Below are 18,352 nucleotides of genomic sequence, written 5' to 3'. Positions count from 1 at the left end.
AAAGTTATGAAAAAAGCCACAGATTACGCTGATTTAATTGATTTTTTTAATTAATCAGTGTTAATCTGTGTAATCTGTGAGCAAAAATGGTTATCTTTGCAGCACGAAATCAACATTTAGAATAATGGAATACATTGTTTCAGCCAGGAAATACCGCCCGCTAACCTTCGATACTGTCGTAGGTCAGGCGGCTCTTACCACCACGCTGAAGAACGCTGTAAAGAGTGGTAAGCTTGCGCATGCCTACCTTTTCTGCGGTCCACGAGGTGTTGGAAAGACCACCTGTGCGCGCATTTTCGCCAAAGCCATCAATTGTCAGAATCCCACTGCTGATGGTGAAGCTTGCAACGAATGCGAGTCATGTCAGTCGTTCAACGAGCAACGTTCACTCAACATCTTTGAGCTCGACGCAGCTTCAAACAACAGCGTAGAGCACATCAAAACGCTCATGGAGCAAACACGTATACCACCACAATTGGGTCGTTATAAGGTTTTTATCATCGACGAGGTACACATGCTCTCAACGGCAGCTTTCAACGCATTCCTCAAAACTCTCGAAGAGCCGCCCGCACATGTTATCTTCATCCTCGCCACAACTGAAAAGCATAAAATCTTGCCGACAATCTTAAGCCGATGTCAGATTTACGACTTCGAGCGTATGACCGTTCGTAACACCATAGACCATCTGAAGCATGTGGCTCAACAAGAAGGTATCACCTACGAGGAGCAAGCACTGGCAGTTATTGCCGAAAAGGCTGATGGCGGCATGCGAGATGCCCTTTCTATCTTCGATCAGGCGGCGTCATTCTGTCAAGGGAACATCACTTATGAAAAAGTGATTGAAGATTTGAATGTGCTCGATTCCGAGAATTATTTTCAGATAATCAATCTTAGTCTGCAGAATAAGGTGAGCGATATCATGGTATTGCTAAACAATATCATCAATAAGGGATTCGACGGTGGCTTACTCATTCAAGGTTTGGCCAAACATGTTCGCAATGTCCTTATGGCTAAAGACGAAGCCACTCTGCCTCTACTTGAGGTGAGCGATCAACAACGTAAACGCTATGCAGAACAGGCGAAACAAGCAGAAACAAGATTCCTTTATCAAGCTCTTAAATTAATGAATCAGTGCGACATCAACTACCGTCAGTCAAGCAACAAGCGCCTGCTTGTGGAACTCACACTGATTGAAGTGGCACAGATTACTCAGCCTGATGATGACGGCGTCAGCGCGGGGCGTAGCCCCAGAAGATTAAAATCCCTGTTTAAGAAACTGATGCAGCAGTCTCAGCCCAGAGAAGCGGCCCCGCAGGTAGCCGCGGCTAAGCCTATTGCATCAAAGCCAGCAGTTAGCATTCTCTCCAGCGCCAGCACTACAAGTAGCATTAAAAGCAGCGACTCGTCTACATCCAAAGTTGCACCCGCAAAGCCAACTGTACAATTGAAGAAGATTGGTTTCTCCTGGAACAATCTTCGTGACCAGGGGAAAGCTACCAAGATGAACATCATCCCTGGCACCGTTACAGCCTCTCCAGATCAGCAGACCAATGCCAACTTCACACAAGAAGAACTTGATCTTCAGTGGATGTCCATGTGTATCCGTATGCCTCAAGAATACAAGGGTATCGCTACTCGCATGAAAAACATGAATCCCACCATCGAAGAGATTCCTCATATCAAGTTGATTGTTGATAACATGCTTATCAAGCAGGATATTGAAAACTTCAAGGGGCGCATACTCAGCACTCTGAGAAGTAGCCTGCAAAACAGCAATATCACTCTCGACATCAGCGTAGCCGAATATAAGCACGAGAAGATACTCACCCGTCGTGAGCAATTTGAACTAATGCTACAAAAAAATCCTGCCGTAGAGGCTCTACGGCAGGCATTCGGTTTAGAGTTAGCCTGATGGATCCATCAGGCTATTTTCAGACTCCTATGATTTTACGTATTGTAGCCAGACACTCATCGCTGTTTACGGGCTTTGCCATAAACTCATTGCATCCAGCCTCTTGAGCCAATTCACGGTCACTATCGAAAGCATTAGCCGTAAGCGCCACAATGGGAATTTCTTGATTGAATTCCCTGATTGCCGTAGTGGCTTCCAAGCCATCCATGACTGGCATTTTAATATCCATCAGTACCATATCAAAGTCACCGCTCTTAACTTTTTCAACAGCTTCCTGACCATTTTTGGCACGATCATACGCATAATACTTTCTCAAAATGTACGACATCAGAATATAATTGCTGTCGTTGTCTTCTGCTACTAAAATTTTCTTCATAATGGCATTATTTAATCGATTAATATTATTTGTTTATCTCTTTTATTTTTTCTTCCACAATTTGGTCATATCCTCCAAGGTCTTCCCCTTTGTCTCAGGAACCAGTCGCCAAACGAAGAGAGCCGCAATCACACAGATGATGCCATACAGACCATACGTAAACCAGTGTCCGAAATCATCCCCCTCCGTCAAATGCATATTGAACATCGGTACGAAGGTAGAGCTGACGATGAAATTAAATATCCACTGGAAGGCTACTGCGATGGCAACCGCACCACCACGAATGGTGTTGGGGAATATCTCTGCAATGAGCACCCAAGTAATGGGCCCCCAAGAAAACATAAACGAAGCCGAATAAACCAGTAACGAAGCGGCTGTCAGCATCTCCAGACCTGCGTGTCCGAAAGTCAGAGCAACGCCAAAAGCGCCCAAAGCCATACCAAGCGAGCCACAGATCAACAGCGGCTTACGTCCAAGTTTCTCTACAGTAAAGATGGCAACCAATGTGAACAGAATATTGATTACGCCCATGAATACGGTAATCACCATAGGATTCTCCATACCCATGTCGCCGAAGATACGCGGTGCATAGTAGAGCACGGCATTAATACCAACAGCCTGCTGGAATACAGACAGCATAATACCCACGAAGATACAGAGTGCGCCATAGGTCATCAGTTTCTCGGTCTTCACCACCATCGTATCCTTGATGTCCTGCAAAATCTGAGCAGCTTTTGCAGTACCATTAATCTTAGCCAGAATACCTTCAGCTTTCTGATCCTGACCTATACTTACAAGATAACGCGGTGTTTCAGGTACAAAGCAAATCAGCAATGCAAAGAGTCCTGCGGGCACAGCCTCACTTCCGAACATATAGCGCCAACCTGTTGTCACGGTCCATTGTGCAGCGGGGGTAATTGCAGCCAAGCCCTTACCCATCTCCTCTACGAGCGGCTGGATGTGGTCTCCCAAGATAAAGAAGTTCACAAAGTAAACTACCAACTGACCGAAGATAATAGCAAACTGGTTCCAGCTCACCAGCATACCTCTGATATTAGAAGGAGCCACCTCGCCGATGTACATTGGGCAGATGGCAGAAGCCAGACCTACGCCAATACCACCGATTACGCGGTAGATATTAAACATGATCAGCAGTGAATAAGTTGGCGTACCATATTCGAAGAACATGAATTCCGGATCCATCGAGCCTAAGGCTGAGATGAAGAACAGAATACCTGCGATAATGAGCGACTTCTTACGGCCTAAATTGGTGGCCAGATAGCCCGACAGGGCAGAACCAATGATACAGCCTATCAGAGCGGAAGCAGAAGTAAATCCATGCCATCCGTCAGTATAGGCAAAATCCTTTGCTTCCATAAAGAAAGCTTGCAGACCTTTCTCTGCACCAGAAATAACGGCAGTGTCATAGCCGAACAGAAGGCCGCCAAGTACGGCAACCATCACGATTGAAATCAGGTAGGCTTTGCTACCCTGTTGTTGAGTTTGTTGATTCATAATGTTTTATGTTTTTTATGTTTAATCGGTAAGTTTAGCGTAAATGTCGTTCCTTCATCCGACGTTTTAACAAGCAAAAGTTTTCCGTTTAGTTTTTTTGCGATCTTATTGCAATAGGCCAGTCCTAATCCCAGTCCTTGTTTAAATTCGTCTGCCTTCACAAAATACTCGAATATCGTACTTTTCTTGTCATCAGGGATACCGCAACCCGTATCCTCTACAGTGAAATAGAAGTTCTCATCGTCCCTGTCGAGTTTCAAGTATATGTGTCCTTGTTCGGTAAATTTAGCCGCATTCTCAAGCAGATTCTCTAATATCTGTAGCAAGCTGTCGCCATTTGTCTCAATGGTTGTTTCGCCATCTGTCGAGTCTATAAACTCTACTTTTATCTTCTCTGTATCTATTATCGGCATTGCCTCTATGGCTCTTCGGCATACATCAGCAACGTCCGTCTCCACAGCATCAACCATCAAATCTTTAGTACTTTCGTTAGCCAACGCCAGCATTTTGTTCACCAACGAAGTAATCTGTCGTGTATTCTCACCGATGGTGGTGGCTATCTCATGACGTTCTTCTGGCGTAAAAGTGCAATCCTCGTCTGTAAGCACTTGGGAGAAACCATTGATGATATTCAACGGCGTACGTATCTCATGACTCACATTCCTGATAAACTCCGTTTTCATCTCATCGGCAGCCGTAACTTTCTTATAAGCAGCTCTCAGTTCCTCGTTCTTAACCATAAGTCGCTTTGAGAAATTCCTACGTATAAGGAGGATGCGCACCAACAGCACGATAACGAGAAATGCCAACGCAACGGCGCCGAGCAATACAAAGTTCATCACCCTGGCCGTTTTCTTCTGCTTAACGACAAGTCCTATCTCTGCTTCATGCTGCCGCATATTCTCCGCGATCATCACTCCCGTGATAGAGTCACGTTTGTGCATCAGTTCTCTCTGGGTCAGGAAAGCCTTGTCGTTATCGCCAATATAACGGAATATGTCACATTTTACGAGATACTGTTCCTTCAGGTTCGATAGCGCGTCTGCCTCGGCCAAAGCCTTTTCCGTATCGCCGTCAATCAAGGTCTTGTAAATACGGGCATAGGGTGCAAAGAGGTCGCCAGAGGATATCTTACTTGTTCTTTCAACATCCTCCATCATACTGAAACACTTGTTGAATGCATCATAGTTTCTTTGTTTGAACCTCACAATTGCCTTGATGGCATAGGCATCAATCAGAGCCCTGTAATAGTTCCACGAACCTTTAAACTTCCCCGCCTCCTCCAGCGTCACGTCAATCCAATGAAGGCTCTCCTTCAAATCATTATTAAGATGTGCATGGGCAAGCGCGAGATAGATAAAAGCCAGTCCTTCGCGCTCAAACATGGTACCCTTAATCAACTCGGCCGACTTCAACAGTTCTTCCTGCGCACCGGGAATATTACCACAGGTATTATATATATGCCCAAGCATATTCGCCACATAAAAATCCCCAGCTTCAGGATACCTGCTGGTCATAATGTCGGTTTTCATCGCTTGAGTCACATAATAGGCTTCCTTGATATCCATCTTACCTAAGTTGTACATGATGCCACACACCCACGCATTATTAGCCGCAACGATGTCGCCCTCTTCCTTGGCATGCCTATGAAAAGCCACACAGGCATCGTATAGTTCATCTCTCGAGTTGCCTCCAGAAGCTTTCCACATCGCTTCCTGCAACTGCCGATGAACTATTGTATCTGAGCACTGTAAAGTTTGAGCCGACGTCTCCGACGCTGTCAGAAAAGCCGCACCGACATACAATATCCGTAGATAATGGTTAATCATCATACCCTTAGGTTCTTAGAAAATCTCTGCAAAGTTACTGCTTTCCACTGAAACTGCCAAACATTTTCCGTCATAAAAATGTTATTTTTTCTATAATGTATCATCTATATCGTTTTTTTTATGTACTTTTGTGCCCGTCATGTTACTAACAACTACTAAAAAAATGAGGAAATTTGCAACAATCAGTCTACTGACCATCGGCCTGTCGGTCGCTGCTCAGACCCACGTCCTCGACGTGAACACCAAGAAGTTAGGGGCTCCCGTACAGCCTACGATGTACGGCATCTTCTTCGAGGATATCAACTACGCAGCCGATGGCGGTTTGTATGCTGAAATGGTGAAAAACCGCTCTTTCGAGTTCCCCCAAAGTCTGATGGGTTGGCGTGCATACGGAAATTTCGAGGTTCGCTCTGACGGCCCCTTTGAGCGCAATCCCCACTACGTACGTCTCGGCTATGCTGGCCACAACGACAAGTTCACAGGTCTAGAGAACGAAGGTTTCTTCGGCATCGCCACCAAGAAAGATGCCACTTACCGTTTCTCGCTTTGGGCCCGCTGCCCTGAGGGCGGAAAGTCTACCCTCGAGGTGAGTTTTGTCGACAACGACACTATGGGCGAGGATCAGCGTTTCGCCCGTGTCAATATTAATATCGAAGGTAAGGAGTGGAAGAAATACACTGCCGAGATTAAGTCGCCCCGCACCGAAGCCAAGGGCGCTCTTCGCATTTTCCTCACAGGCAAGAAGGTTACGACTGACGTAGAACATATATCCCTTTTCCCCGTTGACACATGGAAAGGACGCGAGAACGGCATGCGCAAAGATCTGGCTCAGGCGCTCTACGACATGCGTCCTGGCGTGTTCCGTTTCCCTGGCGGTTGCATTGTTGAAGGTGTAAACCTCGAAAGCCGCTATCAGTGGAAGAACAGCGTTGGTCCTGTAGAGAACCGTCCACTCAACGAGAACCGTTGGCACTATACTTTTGGCCATCGTTTCTATCCCGACTACTTTCAGAGCTATGGTCTCGGTTTCTTCGAGTTCTTCCAGCTCTGTGAGGATTTCGGTTCTGAGGCTCTGCCCGTCATCTCGTGCGGTCTCTCATGTCAGTTCCAGAATCCAGACCCTACCAAGCCTGGTGTTCATGTAGCCCTCGACAGCCTCGACAGCTATATCCAAGATGCGCTCGACCTCATCGAGTTTGCCAACGGTCCCGTCGACTCTCAGTGGGGTAAGGTACGCGCTGAGATGGGCCATCCCGAGCCCTTCAACCTGAAATATCTCGGCGTGGGCAACGAACAGTGGGACTACGACGAACAGCATGGAGGTTTCGGTCCTGTGTTCACTGCCAGACTTAAGAAATTCTCCGACGCCATCCGTGCCAAATATCCCAACATCAAGCTCATCGGCACTACTGGTCCTAACTCTGAGGGCTGGGACTTCGACTTACTACAGCCTCGCATGAAAGAGCTCAAAGTCGACCTCTATGACGAGCATTACTACCGCAACGAGAATTGGTTCCTCAGCCACGGTCTGCGCTACGACTCCTACGACCGTAAGGGTCCCCGTGTGTTTGCTGGCGAATATGCCTGCCATGGTGCCAACAATCACAAGTGGAATCACTACTACACCTCACTTTTAGAGGCTGCCCACATGACAGGCATCGAGCGCAATGCCGACATCGTACACATGGCGACCTACGCTCCCCTCTTCGCCCATGTTGAGGGCTGGCAGTGGCGACCAGATGCCATTTGGTTCGACAATCTCCGCATGTTCAAGTCGGTAAGTTACTACGTTCAGCAACTTTATGCTGTCAACAAGGGTACCAACGTGCTCCCACTCACCATGCAGGGCAAGCCTGTAGCAGGTCAGGAGGGGCAGGATGGTCTCTTCGCCAGCAGTGTATTCGACAAGGCGACAGGCGAGGTCATCATCAAGGTGGTGAACACCAGCGATAAAGCCCAGCCACTCAGCATCCAGCTGCAGGGCATGAAGGGCACCCGTACCGCCCAGATTATCACCCTCACACACGATGGTGACGACGACGAGAACACGCTCGACAATCCTGAGAAGATCATTCCTATAGAAGGCAGTTGCCAGGTCGATGCTGGCAAGAAGAGTTCACTCCTCTTAGACGACATCCCTGCCAAGACCTTCCGAATCTACAAGGTTAAGAAATAGACAATAATTAAATCCCCCGTCAATTGTCGGGGGATTTAATTTTTCTTACAATCCGACTCATAACAAATCAGGTCGCCGAATGTTTGCGACGGTACTCCCAGAGTTCAAGAGAGTTGATGATATTCTGCCATAAGACATAGCAGCCAGCGCCGACAGAGGCCACGGGGTTAAGATAGGTGTAAGCCACCCAGATAGAGAGGGCCGTATTCTTCTGGAACGAGCCCTGTCCGCCATCGATCTCGTCGCCCAGATGGCGCCCGATAGAACGCCCCACAAGGAAAAGAATGAAGCAGAGAATCAGACTCATGACGGCTATCATCAGGAGGGTGCGCAAGGCTGCATCGCTATGCACGATGTTACGAACGGTGACCCCCGAGGTGACGCTCAGCTGAACAGACCAAAGATAGAACGAGAGATCAGGGATAGACACGAGCCAAGCACAGAAACGCTTGGCATAGTGCTGAACGAGCCATCCCAGCACCAACGGCGACACAAGCACAAGGGCAAGTTTTTGGAGGATGATGAAGAAGACGGTCCAGAAGTCGAGCTGGCTGCCGCGCTCGATGAGAGGAAACGCAGCGGGAATCATGAGGGCCGAAGCAAAGACAGAGATGACCACAAAGGCGGTCATAGTATTGATGTTACCGCCAATCTTGGCAGTAACCACAGGAGCGGCTGTGGCCGTAGGACCAATGATACAGGTAAGCACACTCTCCCACAGCAGCTTTTGCTCGGGATCGGCTTCAACGCCGAAGATAATCCACACGTTAAGAGCAACCAACGCCACCTGAGCCAGCAACACCCCCAAGTGCCAACGATGGGGACGCATCTGATGGAAATCGACACGACAATAAGTGGAGAACAGCGTTGAGAACACCATCAACGGAAAAACAGTATCGACCACCTCGCCCAATGAGTCGCCAAGCCCATCGAGTTGTGGCACGAAATAGAAAGTAAGATAAACCACCGTACCAATGGCTATGGCGCAGGGAAGGGTCCAATCCTTAAGAAATTGCTTAATACTCATCATTTTCGCTGCAAAGGTAAGAAAAAAAAGTAAAAAAGTAAATTTACCTCTATATTTTTTATTATCTTTGCAGCCAATTATGAGTGTTACTGAGTTTATTCACCAAGATAAGAGCTGCAGGCGGTTCTCTATAGAGGTACTGCCGCCGCTGAAGGGGACGGGTACGGAAAAGCTGTTTGCCGATATCGACAAGATGCTGGAGCTGAATCCTGCCTATATCAACATTACGACCCACCACTCGGAATATGTATACAAAGAGTTGGACAACGGGCAGTTTGAACGTCAGCGCATCCGCCGACGCCCTGGAACGGTGGCCATTGCCGCTGCCATACAACAGCGATATAACATCCCCGTTCAGCCCCATGTGATATGCAGCGGCTCTACGATTGAGGAGATAGAATACGAATTACTCGACCTGCAGTTCCTTGGCATCAGCGACGTGCTGCTGCTGCGTGGCGACAAAGCGAAGGAAGACAGTCGCTTTGTGCCCACACCAGGCGGGCATGCCCACACCACAGAACTGATGAAGCAGGTGAAGCGGTTCAACGAGGGATTTTTTGCCGACGGCACACCCATCAAACGCCCAGGCAAACCCTTTGCCTATGGCGTGGCCTGCTATCCCGAGAAGCACGAGGAGGCGCCCAACTTGGAGATGGACATGCAGTATCTGAAAGAGAAGCAAGAGCTGGGTGCACAATATGCAGTGACACAGTTGTTCTACGACAACGAGAAATACTTCGCCTTTGTCGAGAAAGCACGACAGATGGGTATCACCATTCCCATTATCCCTGGCATCAAGCCCTTTGCCAAACTTGCTCAGCTGACGGTTGTACCAAAAACCTTCCATTGTGACATTCCTGAGGCACTGGCCAAGGAGGTGGTGAAGTGCAAGACTGATGAAGATGCCCGTCAACTAGGCATAGAATGGACCACAGCTCAGTGCAAGGAACTGTATGGCCACGGGGTGAACAATATTCACTTCTACACCGTATCGGCTGTAGATTCTGTTATTGAAGTAGCAAAGAGACTATGACATTTGATGAGGTGATAGGACAACAGGAAGCCAAGGAACGGCTGATGCAGATGGTGAAAGAAGACCGTCTGCCTCATGCACTGATGCTCTGCGGGCCCATGGGTAGCGGAAAGATGGCGCTGGCAACAGCCTTCGCATGTCAGCTGCTCGACAACGGCACGCCATCAGCCAAGGCCATGTTGCAGAAGCTGGAACATCCTGACCTACATTTCACCTACCCCACCATCAAATTGCCCTCGATGAGTACTGACCACAAGCCCGTAAGCGACGACTTTGCTAAAGAGTGGCACGAGATGATATCTCAGACGCCCTACTTCACCATGGACGAGTGGATGAAGATGATGGAAGGCGAGAACCAGCAGGCCATCATTACCGCAGGCGAGAGTGACAACCTGGTGAGGAAACTGAGTCTGAAGTCGAGTCAGGGAGGCTTCAAAGTCAGCGTTATCTGGCTGCCCGAGCGTATGAACATAGAGTGCGCCAACAAATTGCTGAAGCTGATAGAGGAGCCACCACAGCAGACGGTGTTCATCATGGTGAGCGAGGAACCCGACAAACTGCTGGAGACCATACGCAGCCGTGTGCAGCGCATTGACATCAAGCGTACCAATGAGGCTGATATCAGAAATGCACTGATAGAGCGCAGAGGGGTGAGCGAAGAAGAGGCTCATCGCATCAGTCGCAGAGCCAACGGCAATTGGCTGAAGGCATTGGAGGAGTTGCAGGTGAATTCGGAAAACGAACTGTTCCTCGACCTCTATATCATGCTTATGAGACTGGCTTACCAGCGCAAGATAAAGGAGTTGAGGAGATGGAGCGAGCAGCTGGCCAATATGGGACGAGAGAAACAGAAACGCTGGTTGACCTACTTTCTGACAATGACGCGAGAGAACTTCATGTACAACTTCCAGCAAGAGGAACTGAACTACATGACGCAAAAAGAAGAGGACTTCGCACGCAACTTCGCTCGATTCGTTAACGAAAAGAATATCCTGCCTATCAGCGACCTGGCAAATCTGGCTATTCGCGACATCGGGCAGAATGCAAACGCGAAGATTGTATTCTTCGACCTTGCACTACAGATGATAGTTCTGCTTTTGCAAAAGTAAGAAAAGACAAGATAATAAACAATAAAGATATGACTGACAATACAAAGGAACATACCATCATGATAGGATGCGACCGAGGCTTGTGCCATCAGGCTGTTGGACGACAGGACAGGCAGTTGAACACATACGACTGGCTGGCTGACGTACCAGGCAACGTGGACACCACCGATCTGGTAGAAGTGCAGTTCAAGCACACCCGCAAGGGATACTACCACAACGTGAACAACCTGAACCTGAAGAAGGGTGATGTGGTGGCAGTAGAAGCAAGTCCTGGACACGATATAGGCGTAGTTACGCTCACTGGACGTCTGGTAAAACTTCAGTTGAAAAAGGCCAACATCAAGTCGCCCGACGACATTAAGCGCGTATACCGTATAGCCCGTGAGACCGACATGCAGAAGTTCCAAGAGGCGAAAGCCCGCGAGCACTCAACGATGATAGAGAGCCGCAAGATAGCCAAAGGTCTGGGGCTCGATATGAAGATTGGCGACGTGGAGTATCAGGGCGATGGTAACAAGGCCATATTCTACTATATAGCCGATGAGCGCGTTGACTTCCGCCAACTAATCAAGGATTTGGCAGCAGCATTCCATGTTCGCATTGAGATGAAACAGATTGGTGCCCGTCAGGAAGCTGGACGTATTGGCGGTACCGGTCCTTGCGGACGTGAGCTATGTTGCGCCACATGGATGAAGAACTTTACTACGGTAAGCACTAACGCAGCCCGATTCCAAGACATCTCGCTGAACCCTCAGAAGCTGGCAGGTATGTGCGCCAAACTGAAATGCTGTCTTAACTACGAAGTAGACGACTACGTAGAGGCAGGCAAGAAATTACCTGGTAAAGAGATTACCCTGCACACAATGGATGCCGAATACCATTTGTTTAAGAGCGACATCTTGGCAGGACTCGTCACCTACTCTACCGATAAGAACATAGCAGCAAATCTCGAGACCATCAGTGCCGAGAGGGCCAAGGAGGTTATCGAGATGAATCGCAACGGTGAGAAGCCCGAATCACTGAACGAGAACGGCAAGAAGTCAGTAGAAGAGAAACCCAACATCGACTTGGCAGGAGGCGACATCAGCCGCTTTGACAAGGCTAAGAAAAAGAAAAAGAAGAAACCCGCCAACCGTGGTGGCAATGGTGGCAATAACAAGCCTAACAATGCCAAGAAACAGCATGCGGAATAAAATAGCCACACTATTACTGCTTATCATCACACTGGGGATGGTCTCGTGTGATGATAAGACGGTATATCATCACTATGAGCATGTACCAGGCTATGTATGGGAGAAGAACGACACGCTGACATTCTCCATACCGCCTGTGGCTGAAGAAGGCACCTATCAGGAGCAACTGGAAATGCGCATCAACGGCGATTACCCCTTCCTGAGTCTGACCATGTTGGTCGACGAGCATATACTGCCATTGGGAGGCTCTCACCGCTATGCCTACACCTGCGAGCTGATGGACAAATACGGCACACCGCTAGGTGAAGGCGTAAGCTACTACCAATATCGTTTCGACATGAACGAACTTAACCTGAACAAAGGCGACTCATTGGTAGTCTACATTGTTCACAATATGAAACGCGAGTTGATTCCGGGTATTTCCGATGTCGGCTTGCGCCTGCGTAGGAAATAATAAGGTTAGCGATACGCCATATTCCGGCTGGAATCGATACGAAGGAAGATGAACAGCAAGAATGTGAAGCCCCACAACGACGAGCCACCATAACTGAAGAACGGTAAAGGAATACCGATTACAGGAGTAAGCCCCAGTACCATACCGACATTGATGAACACATGGAACAAAAAGATGCTAACTACACAATAGCCATAGACACGTCCGAAACGACGGGGCTGACGCTCTGCCAGATGAATAAGTCTTAGTATCAATGCCAGGAAAAGCAACAACACACCTGCAGAACCCACGAAACCTTCTTCCTCACCAACGGTACAGAATATGAAGTCGGTATCCTGCTCAGGCACGTACTTGAGCTTTGTCTGTGTGCCATTCAGGAATCCTTTACCCTCCAAGCCGCCTGAACCAATGGCTATCTCACTCTGATGTACGTTATAACCAGCGCCCTTCAGGTCTTCCTCCAAACCAAGCAGCACATTGATACGAACACGCTGGTGGGGCTCAAGTACATGGTTCAGGCCATAGTCAGCCAGATTATAGAACAAGAGCGACCCTAAGGCGAATAGCGAAATCCAAAGGTAATTACGCACACGTGTAATCAGGAAGCGCCAAAGCAGATAGCCTATGAGTATAATACACAAGCCCAGTTCTATATAAGAGATATCGAAGGGAATGATGACAAGGGTGAAAAGAACAATCAAGGCAGTGATACCGATACTTATAAGTGCCAATCGGACAGCCTCACGACGATCGTTGTGATAAACATAGAGCAGTCCACATGAGAAAAGCTGAATCATGAGCAGCACCACAAACTTACCCACCGACGTGGGAGTATAGAAGAACATGGTATCGGCAAAACGGATGCCCACCACGAAATAGACCACCATAGCCACACCGGTAAACAGGATACTACCTGGCATGCCCTCACGGTAGAACATCAGGAAGAACGACAGATAGACCAGGGCAGAACCCGTTTCACGCTGCAAGACGATAAATAGCATGGGCAACAACACGATGGCCAGCGTAGGTGCAAAATATTTCCATTTTTGGATGGAATAGCCATAAGTGCTCATAAACTTAGCCAAGGCCAAGGCCGTGGCAAACTTAGCAAACTCTGCGGGTTGCAGGCGCAAGGGACCTAACACCAGCCAAGAGCGCGATCCCTTAATGCTATGCGGATTGAAGATGGTGGCAAAAAGCAGAAGCAGCATACCGCCAAAGATGATATAGGCAAACATGTCAAGATAGCGGTCGTCAAGCATCAAGATGACGAAGCCCAAAACAATAGAGGTTCCTATCCACACAATCTGCATGCCAGAGCGTGAATCCAGACTGAAGAGGTCGGTCTCACCATAAGTATAACTGGCTCCACATACGCTGAACCACCCAAAGGTCAGCAGGGCGATATAGATGACGATCGTCCAGTAGTCGAGTGAGCGGATGACACCTTTCTGATTTCTATCTGTCGGTTGTACCATAAGCGATGCGACGTTCCTGAATATTCTTTGCTCTGGCCTCAGAGGCTTCAGAGAGTTTACCTTTTATATATTGTTCCATGATGAGCCCTCCGATGGGCACACCATAAGTGGCACCCCATCCACCATTCTCCACATATACGGCTACAGCGATCTTGGGGTTATCCATCGGCGCAAAGCCCATAAACACAGAGTGGTCGTGACCTCGGTTCTGAGCTGTACCCGTCTTACCACAGGCCATAAAGTCGTACTTGCCCAGTTCGTGACAGGTACCACCGAGCACAGACGAGCGCATACCCTGAACCACATAGTCGTAAGCCTGACGTGAAGCCTTTGTATAGTGTTTGCGGGTAAAGAGCGTATCAAGAGGTTCCCCCTGCACTTTACGTACAACATGAGGTACGTAGTAATAGCCACGATTGGCAATGGTAGCACCAAGATTGGCTATCTGAAGCGGGGTGGCATTCACCTCACCCTGTCCGATGGCGATAGAGATGACGGTCAAGCCATTCCAAGAACCCTTATAAGCTTTATCATAGAACTGGGCGTTGGGAATCAGTCCTCGTTTCTCACCAGGCAGGTCGATACCCAGACGATAGCCAAAGCCCATCGACACCATATAGTCACGCCATGTGTTCATGGCGTTCTGTACAGAGCCGTACTTAGATATGTTCGTATTAATCATGTGGTATAGTCCCCAGCAGAAGTAACCATTGCACGAGGTGCTCAAGGCGGGCACCAATGCCAGCGGAGCTGCATGGCTATGACAACCTACGTGCAAGCCTTTAAAGTTGAAGCCATGACCACAGGGATACATTGTCGACGCAGTGATGATACCTTCAGTCATAAAGGTCAGTCCCTGCGTGGTCTTGAAGGTAGAACCCGGGGGATACTGTCCCATGATACTACGATTGAGCAGAGGTTTCCACACATCCTGAGTAAGCAAGCGATGGTTCTTAGAACGCAGGCGTCCTACCATCATACGCGGATCATAGGAGGGCGACGACACCATACAGAGCACTTCGCCCGTAGAGGGATCGATAGCCACGATACTACCTATCTTGCCCTCCATGAGACGCTCGCCCAGCTTCTGCAACTCAAGGTCGATACCTAACGTGAGGTTCTTACCGGGATGAGCACGCTGATCGAATTCGCCATTCATATAACGGCCTTGGATACGACCATGGGCATCGCGTAGGAGTATCTGCACGCCTTTCTCGCCACGAAGCTGTTTCTCATAATAGCGCTCTATTCCTAACTTACCGATATAGTCACCAGGCTGATAGTATTCATCCTCCTCGATATCGGCGGGCGACACTTCTGCCACATCGCCCAGCACATGAGCGGCTACAGGATACTGGTACTGGCGCACACTGCGTTTCTGCACATAAAAGCCGGGGAAACGGTACATTTTCTCCTGAAAGACGCTGAAGTCCTTATCACTCAGCTGACTCATGAAGAGCTGCTGCGTAAAACGCGAGTAGCCAGGATTCTTATTACGGTCCTTCATGGTAGTCATTCGGCGGTCGAACTCTTCTTTCGTAATGCCCAGCGACTGGCAGAAGTCAAGGGTATCAAGACGCCCCTTGGCCTCGTTCATCACCACCATGATATCATAAGAAGGCTGATTGTAGACCATCAGTTTGCCGTTTCTGTCAAGGATGGCTCCACGCGAGGGATACTCTATCTTTTTCAGAAAGGCGTTAGAGTCGGCACTCTTCTTATAGTCATCGCTCGTTATCTGGAGCATGAACAGACGTATGATATAGATGACCACTATCAGGATAGCCACCCCACCAATCACATAGCGCCGGTACTCAAGATCGTAGTCTTTCACTTCGAACGAACAGTTTCAATAGCCATCAACAGAATCCAAGTCAGGACGATACTGGCCAGAATACGCTCCATCCATACGAGCCAGTCGAAAAAGGAGAAGGCCTCGAGTGTGAAGAACACCAGACAGTATATAGCCGTAATCACGCCACTCAGAAATGAGAACTTGCCATAAGAGAGTGTCTTGGCGGAAGTCTTCAGGTCGTCAGCGGAATCACGCGGCATCAGACGTTCCAGGATGTAGGGCTGGAGAAGTGCCACCAACGTCATACTACCTGCGGCCAGTCCAGGCGTGCTGGAGAATACATCAACAATCAAGCCCAGAACGAAACTCGACACCAGCATAATCCACTTGGGAAAACCACGGCGGAATGTGATGACGTAATAAACATAAAGCAGAGGCGTGGCTACGTCAAACAGGTGTACATGGTTCAGGATGAGCACCTGAGCCAGGAACAAAGCCCCGAACATGACCAAACGGTTGAGTAATTCTATTGCCATCTGCTGATTCTGTTTTTATCGCTGTTTCATATTAATCGAGTCGCGGGCTGCCTGCATCAAAGCGGCACGCTCGGCAATGCTCTTGTCACTAATCACACACACATCACGCACACAACTGAAGTCGGTACTCAGGCGTACTTTCAGCTTGTACGACAAGCCGTCGCTCGAGTTATAGGCTTGCTCTATCTGCCCTACCAGGACACCTGAAGGGAATATGGATGAGAAGCCACTGGTTTCTATCCACTCGCCCAACTTGAACTTGGCATGACGAGGCACATCCTCTACATAAGCCACTGAAGGGTCGCCACCATACCAATGCAGATAGCCGAAATAACCTCGGCCACGGATGGCACAGCTGATACGTGAAGAAGAGGCGTTAAGCGCAGGAATCACCACAGAGTAATGATCGGAGACGAGGTAGACCACGCCAACGATGCCACTACCACAGGCCACACCCATATCAACCTCTACCCCGTCGGCACTTCCCTTATCGATGGTCATCAGGTTCTCAGCCTTATGAACGGTATTATCAACAACCTTGGCAGGAATGAGCTGATACTGACTGAGGAACTGGAGTTCCTGACGCTCCATCACCGTGGTGTCTTTTGTGAGGTCGGTATACAGGCGGCGCAACTGGCTCACCTGGCGTTCCAGATAGAAATTGCGCGTGGCAAGCTCTTCGTTTACTCTTGAAAGCGAGAAATGATGAAGCACTCCACTCTCCCACTGGTTCACCTTGCCTACCACTACATTGGCCGACGAAAGCCACACACTGCCCTGATAGCTGTTGTACTGAAACAACAGAACACCACTGGCCACTTCCAACAAAATGAAAACGAACCAGTGATGATAGTTTCTCAGGAAATCCAGCAGGTTGCGCATTTCCTCTTTCTATTATCTCATCAAGAACGAGAAGCGGTCTACATTCTTCAGAGCGATACCCGCACCCTTAGCAACACTGTGGAGGGGATCCTCAGGCACATGGAACTCAATGTGCATCTTGTCGGTAAGACGCTTGTCGAGGCCACGCAGCAGAGCGCCGCCACCAGTCAGGTAGATACCATTCTGAACGATATCGGCATACAGCTCAGGAGGAGTGCTCTCAAGGGCCGACAATACAGCAGTCTCGATGCGCGAGATGGTCTTGTCGAGACAGTGTGCAATCTCCTGATAGCATACAGGCACCTCCATAGGCAGGGCCGTGATGCGGTTAGGTCCGTGTACGACGAAGTCCTCAGGTGCATCCTCGCCGAGGTCGGTAAGTGCCGAACCTACGGCAATCTTGATACGCTCGGCCATACGCTCGCTGACCTTGACGTTATGCTGGCGATACATATACTCCTGGATATCAGCAGTCAGATCGTCGCCAGCAGTACGGATAGAGTTATTCGAAACGATACCTCCCAGAGAAATCACGGCAATCTCGGTAGAACCGCCACCGATATCCACAATCATGTTTCCTTCAGGAGCCTCGACGTCGATACCAATACCAATAGCTGCGGCCATCGGCTCGAAAATCAGATATACGTCACGACCATCGGCATGCTCTGCAGAGTCACGAACGGCACGCAGTTCCACCTCAGTAGATCCTGAGGGCACACCAATCACCATGCGCAGCGAGGGCGAGAACAGGCGACTGCCTGTATGCACCATCTTAATGAGTCCGCGCATCATCTGCTCACAGGCAGAGAAGTCGGCAATCACGCCATCGCGCAACGGACGGATGGTACGGATGTTCTCGTGTGTCTTCTCATACATCATCTTCGCCTCGTTACCGACAGCAATCATCTTGTCGGTTCGGCGATCCAGTGCAACGACAGAGGGCTCATCTACCACAATCTTATCATCACTGATAATGATTGTATTGGCAGTACCCAAGTCCATTGCAATCTCTTGCACAAAACTAAAAAATCCCATTA

The 18,352-nt window shown here is 48.9% G+C and carries 15 protein-coding genes; 6 read left to right on the top strand and 9 right to left on the bottom strand.

Annotation, left to right across the window (positions count from 1 at the left end; translation table 11 throughout):
* Positions 1–121 precede the first annotated feature (121 nt).
* A complete protein-coding gene (locus BMX82_RS08580; RefSeq protein ID WP_091768579.1) occupies positions 122–1,912 on the top strand; it encodes a DNA polymerase III subunit gamma/tau in 1,791 nt (596 codons plus the stop codon).
* Between the two features lie 19 nt (positions 1,913–1,931).
* On the opposite strand, the gene BMX82_RS08575 is transcribed toward BMX82_RS08580, so the two are convergent.
* From BMX82_RS08575 to BMX82_RS08565, 3 genes are read right to left on the bottom strand one after another with little or no spacing between them, the layout of a single operon-like run.
* Complete coding sequence (locus BMX82_RS08575) at positions 1,932–2,288, bottom strand: response regulator (RefSeq protein ID WP_036911428.1); 357 nt, start codon at positions 2,286–2,288, stop codon at positions 1,932–1,934.
* Positions 2,289–2,330: 42 nt separating this feature from the next.
* Positions 2,331–3,803: a D-xylose transporter XylE gene (gene xylE / locus BMX82_RS08570; RefSeq protein WP_091767906.1), complete on the bottom strand. Its 1,473-nt coding sequence runs from the start codon at positions 3,801–3,803 to the stop codon at positions 2,331–2,333.
* Positions 3,800–5,635, bottom strand: a complete 1,836-nt coding sequence (locus tag BMX82_RS08565; protein ID WP_091767903.1) for a sensor histidine kinase — start codon at positions 5,633–5,635, stop codon at positions 3,800–3,802. Before BMX82_RS08565 ends, xylE begins: the two co-directional genes overlap by 4 nt.
* 160 nt (positions 5,636–5,795) lie before the next feature.
* On the opposite strand from BMX82_RS08565, the gene BMX82_RS08560 reads away from it, so the two are divergent.
* Positions 5,796–7,808 carry an alpha-L-arabinofuranosidase C-terminal domain-containing protein gene (locus BMX82_RS08560; RefSeq protein ID WP_091767900.1) on the top strand — a complete coding sequence of 671 codons (2,013 nt, stop codon included), beginning with the start codon at positions 5,796–5,798 and terminating at the stop codon, positions 7,806–7,808.
* Positions 7,809–7,875: 67 nt separating this feature from the next.
* On the opposite strand, the gene BMX82_RS08555 is transcribed toward BMX82_RS08560, so the two are convergent.
* Entirely contained in the window at positions 7,876–8,838 is a 963-nt protein-coding gene (locus BMX82_RS08555) for a bile acid:sodium symporter (RefSeq protein ID WP_091767897.1), read from the bottom strand.
* Positions 8,839–8,914: 76 nt separating this feature from the next.
* Here BMX82_RS08555 and BMX82_RS08550 point away from each other — a divergent pair, with 76 nt between their 5' ends.
* Genes BMX82_RS08550 through BMX82_RS08535 form a run of 4 tightly spaced genes read left to right on the top strand, consistent with a single transcriptional unit; the run spans position 8,915 to position 12,624 of the window.
* Positions 8,915–9,868, top strand: coding sequence for a methylenetetrahydrofolate reductase (locus tag BMX82_RS08550; protein WP_036911438.1), 954 nt, complete (start codon positions 8,915–8,917; stop codon positions 9,866–9,868).
* Entirely contained in the window at positions 9,865–10,977 is a 1,113-nt protein-coding gene (locus tag BMX82_RS08545; protein WP_091767894.1) for a DNA polymerase III subunit, read from the top strand. Before BMX82_RS08550 ends, BMX82_RS08545 begins: the two co-directional genes overlap by 4 nt.
* A 29-nt stretch (positions 10,978–11,006) precedes the next feature.
* Positions 11,007–12,170: a PSP1 domain-containing protein gene (locus tag BMX82_RS08540; protein ID WP_091767891.1), complete on the top strand. Its 1,164-nt coding sequence runs from the start codon at positions 11,007–11,009 to the stop codon at positions 12,168–12,170.
* Positions 12,160–12,624 (top strand): gliding motility lipoprotein GldH, encoded by a 465-nt coding sequence (locus BMX82_RS08535; protein WP_036911442.1) that lies wholly within the window; start codon positions 12,160–12,162, stop codon positions 12,622–12,624. The genes BMX82_RS08540 and BMX82_RS08535 overlap by 11 nt, the downstream gene beginning before the upstream one ends.
* Before the next feature lie 5 nt (positions 12,625–12,629).
* Here the strand turns inward: BMX82_RS08535 and rodA are convergent, their stop codons facing one another.
* The 5 genes from rodA to BMX82_RS08510 are packed head-to-tail and all read right to left on the bottom strand — an operon-like array spanning position 12,630 to position 18,350.
* A complete protein-coding gene (gene rodA, locus BMX82_RS08530) occupies positions 12,630–14,102 on the bottom strand; it encodes a rod shape-determining protein RodA (protein ID WP_091767888.1) in 1,473 nt (490 codons plus the stop codon).
* A complete protein-coding gene (gene mrdA, locus BMX82_RS08525) occupies positions 14,083–15,936 on the bottom strand; it encodes a penicillin-binding protein 2 (RefSeq protein WP_036911446.1) in 1,854 nt (617 codons plus the stop codon). The genes rodA and mrdA overlap by 20 nt, the downstream gene beginning before the upstream one ends.
* Positions 15,933–16,433, bottom strand: coding sequence for a rod shape-determining protein MreD (mreD, locus tag BMX82_RS08520; RefSeq protein WP_091767885.1), 501 nt, complete (start codon positions 16,431–16,433; stop codon positions 15,933–15,935). The genes mrdA and mreD overlap by 4 nt, the downstream gene beginning before the upstream one ends.
* A gap of 15 nt (positions 16,434–16,448) precedes the next feature.
* On the bottom strand, positions 16,449–17,315 hold the full coding sequence (gene mreC / locus BMX82_RS08515) for a rod shape-determining protein MreC (protein WP_036911451.1): 867 nt from the start codon (positions 17,313–17,315) through the stop codon (positions 16,449–16,451).
* 12 nt (positions 17,316–17,327) lie between these two features.
* Positions 17,328–18,350 carry a rod shape-determining protein gene (locus tag BMX82_RS08510; protein WP_036911452.1) on the bottom strand — a complete coding sequence of 341 codons (1,023 nt, stop codon included), beginning with the start codon at positions 18,348–18,350 and terminating at the stop codon, positions 17,328–17,330.
* Positions 18,351–18,352 lie beyond the last annotated feature (2 nt).

This window comes from Prevotella sp. khp7 (genome assembly GCF_900109055.1).
Lineage (GTDB): Bacteria > Bacteroidota > Bacteroidia > Bacteroidales > Bacteroidaceae > Prevotella.
The sequence above is the reverse complement of the archived record's forward strand: the minus strand, read 5'-3'. Positions and strand labels throughout refer to the sequence as shown.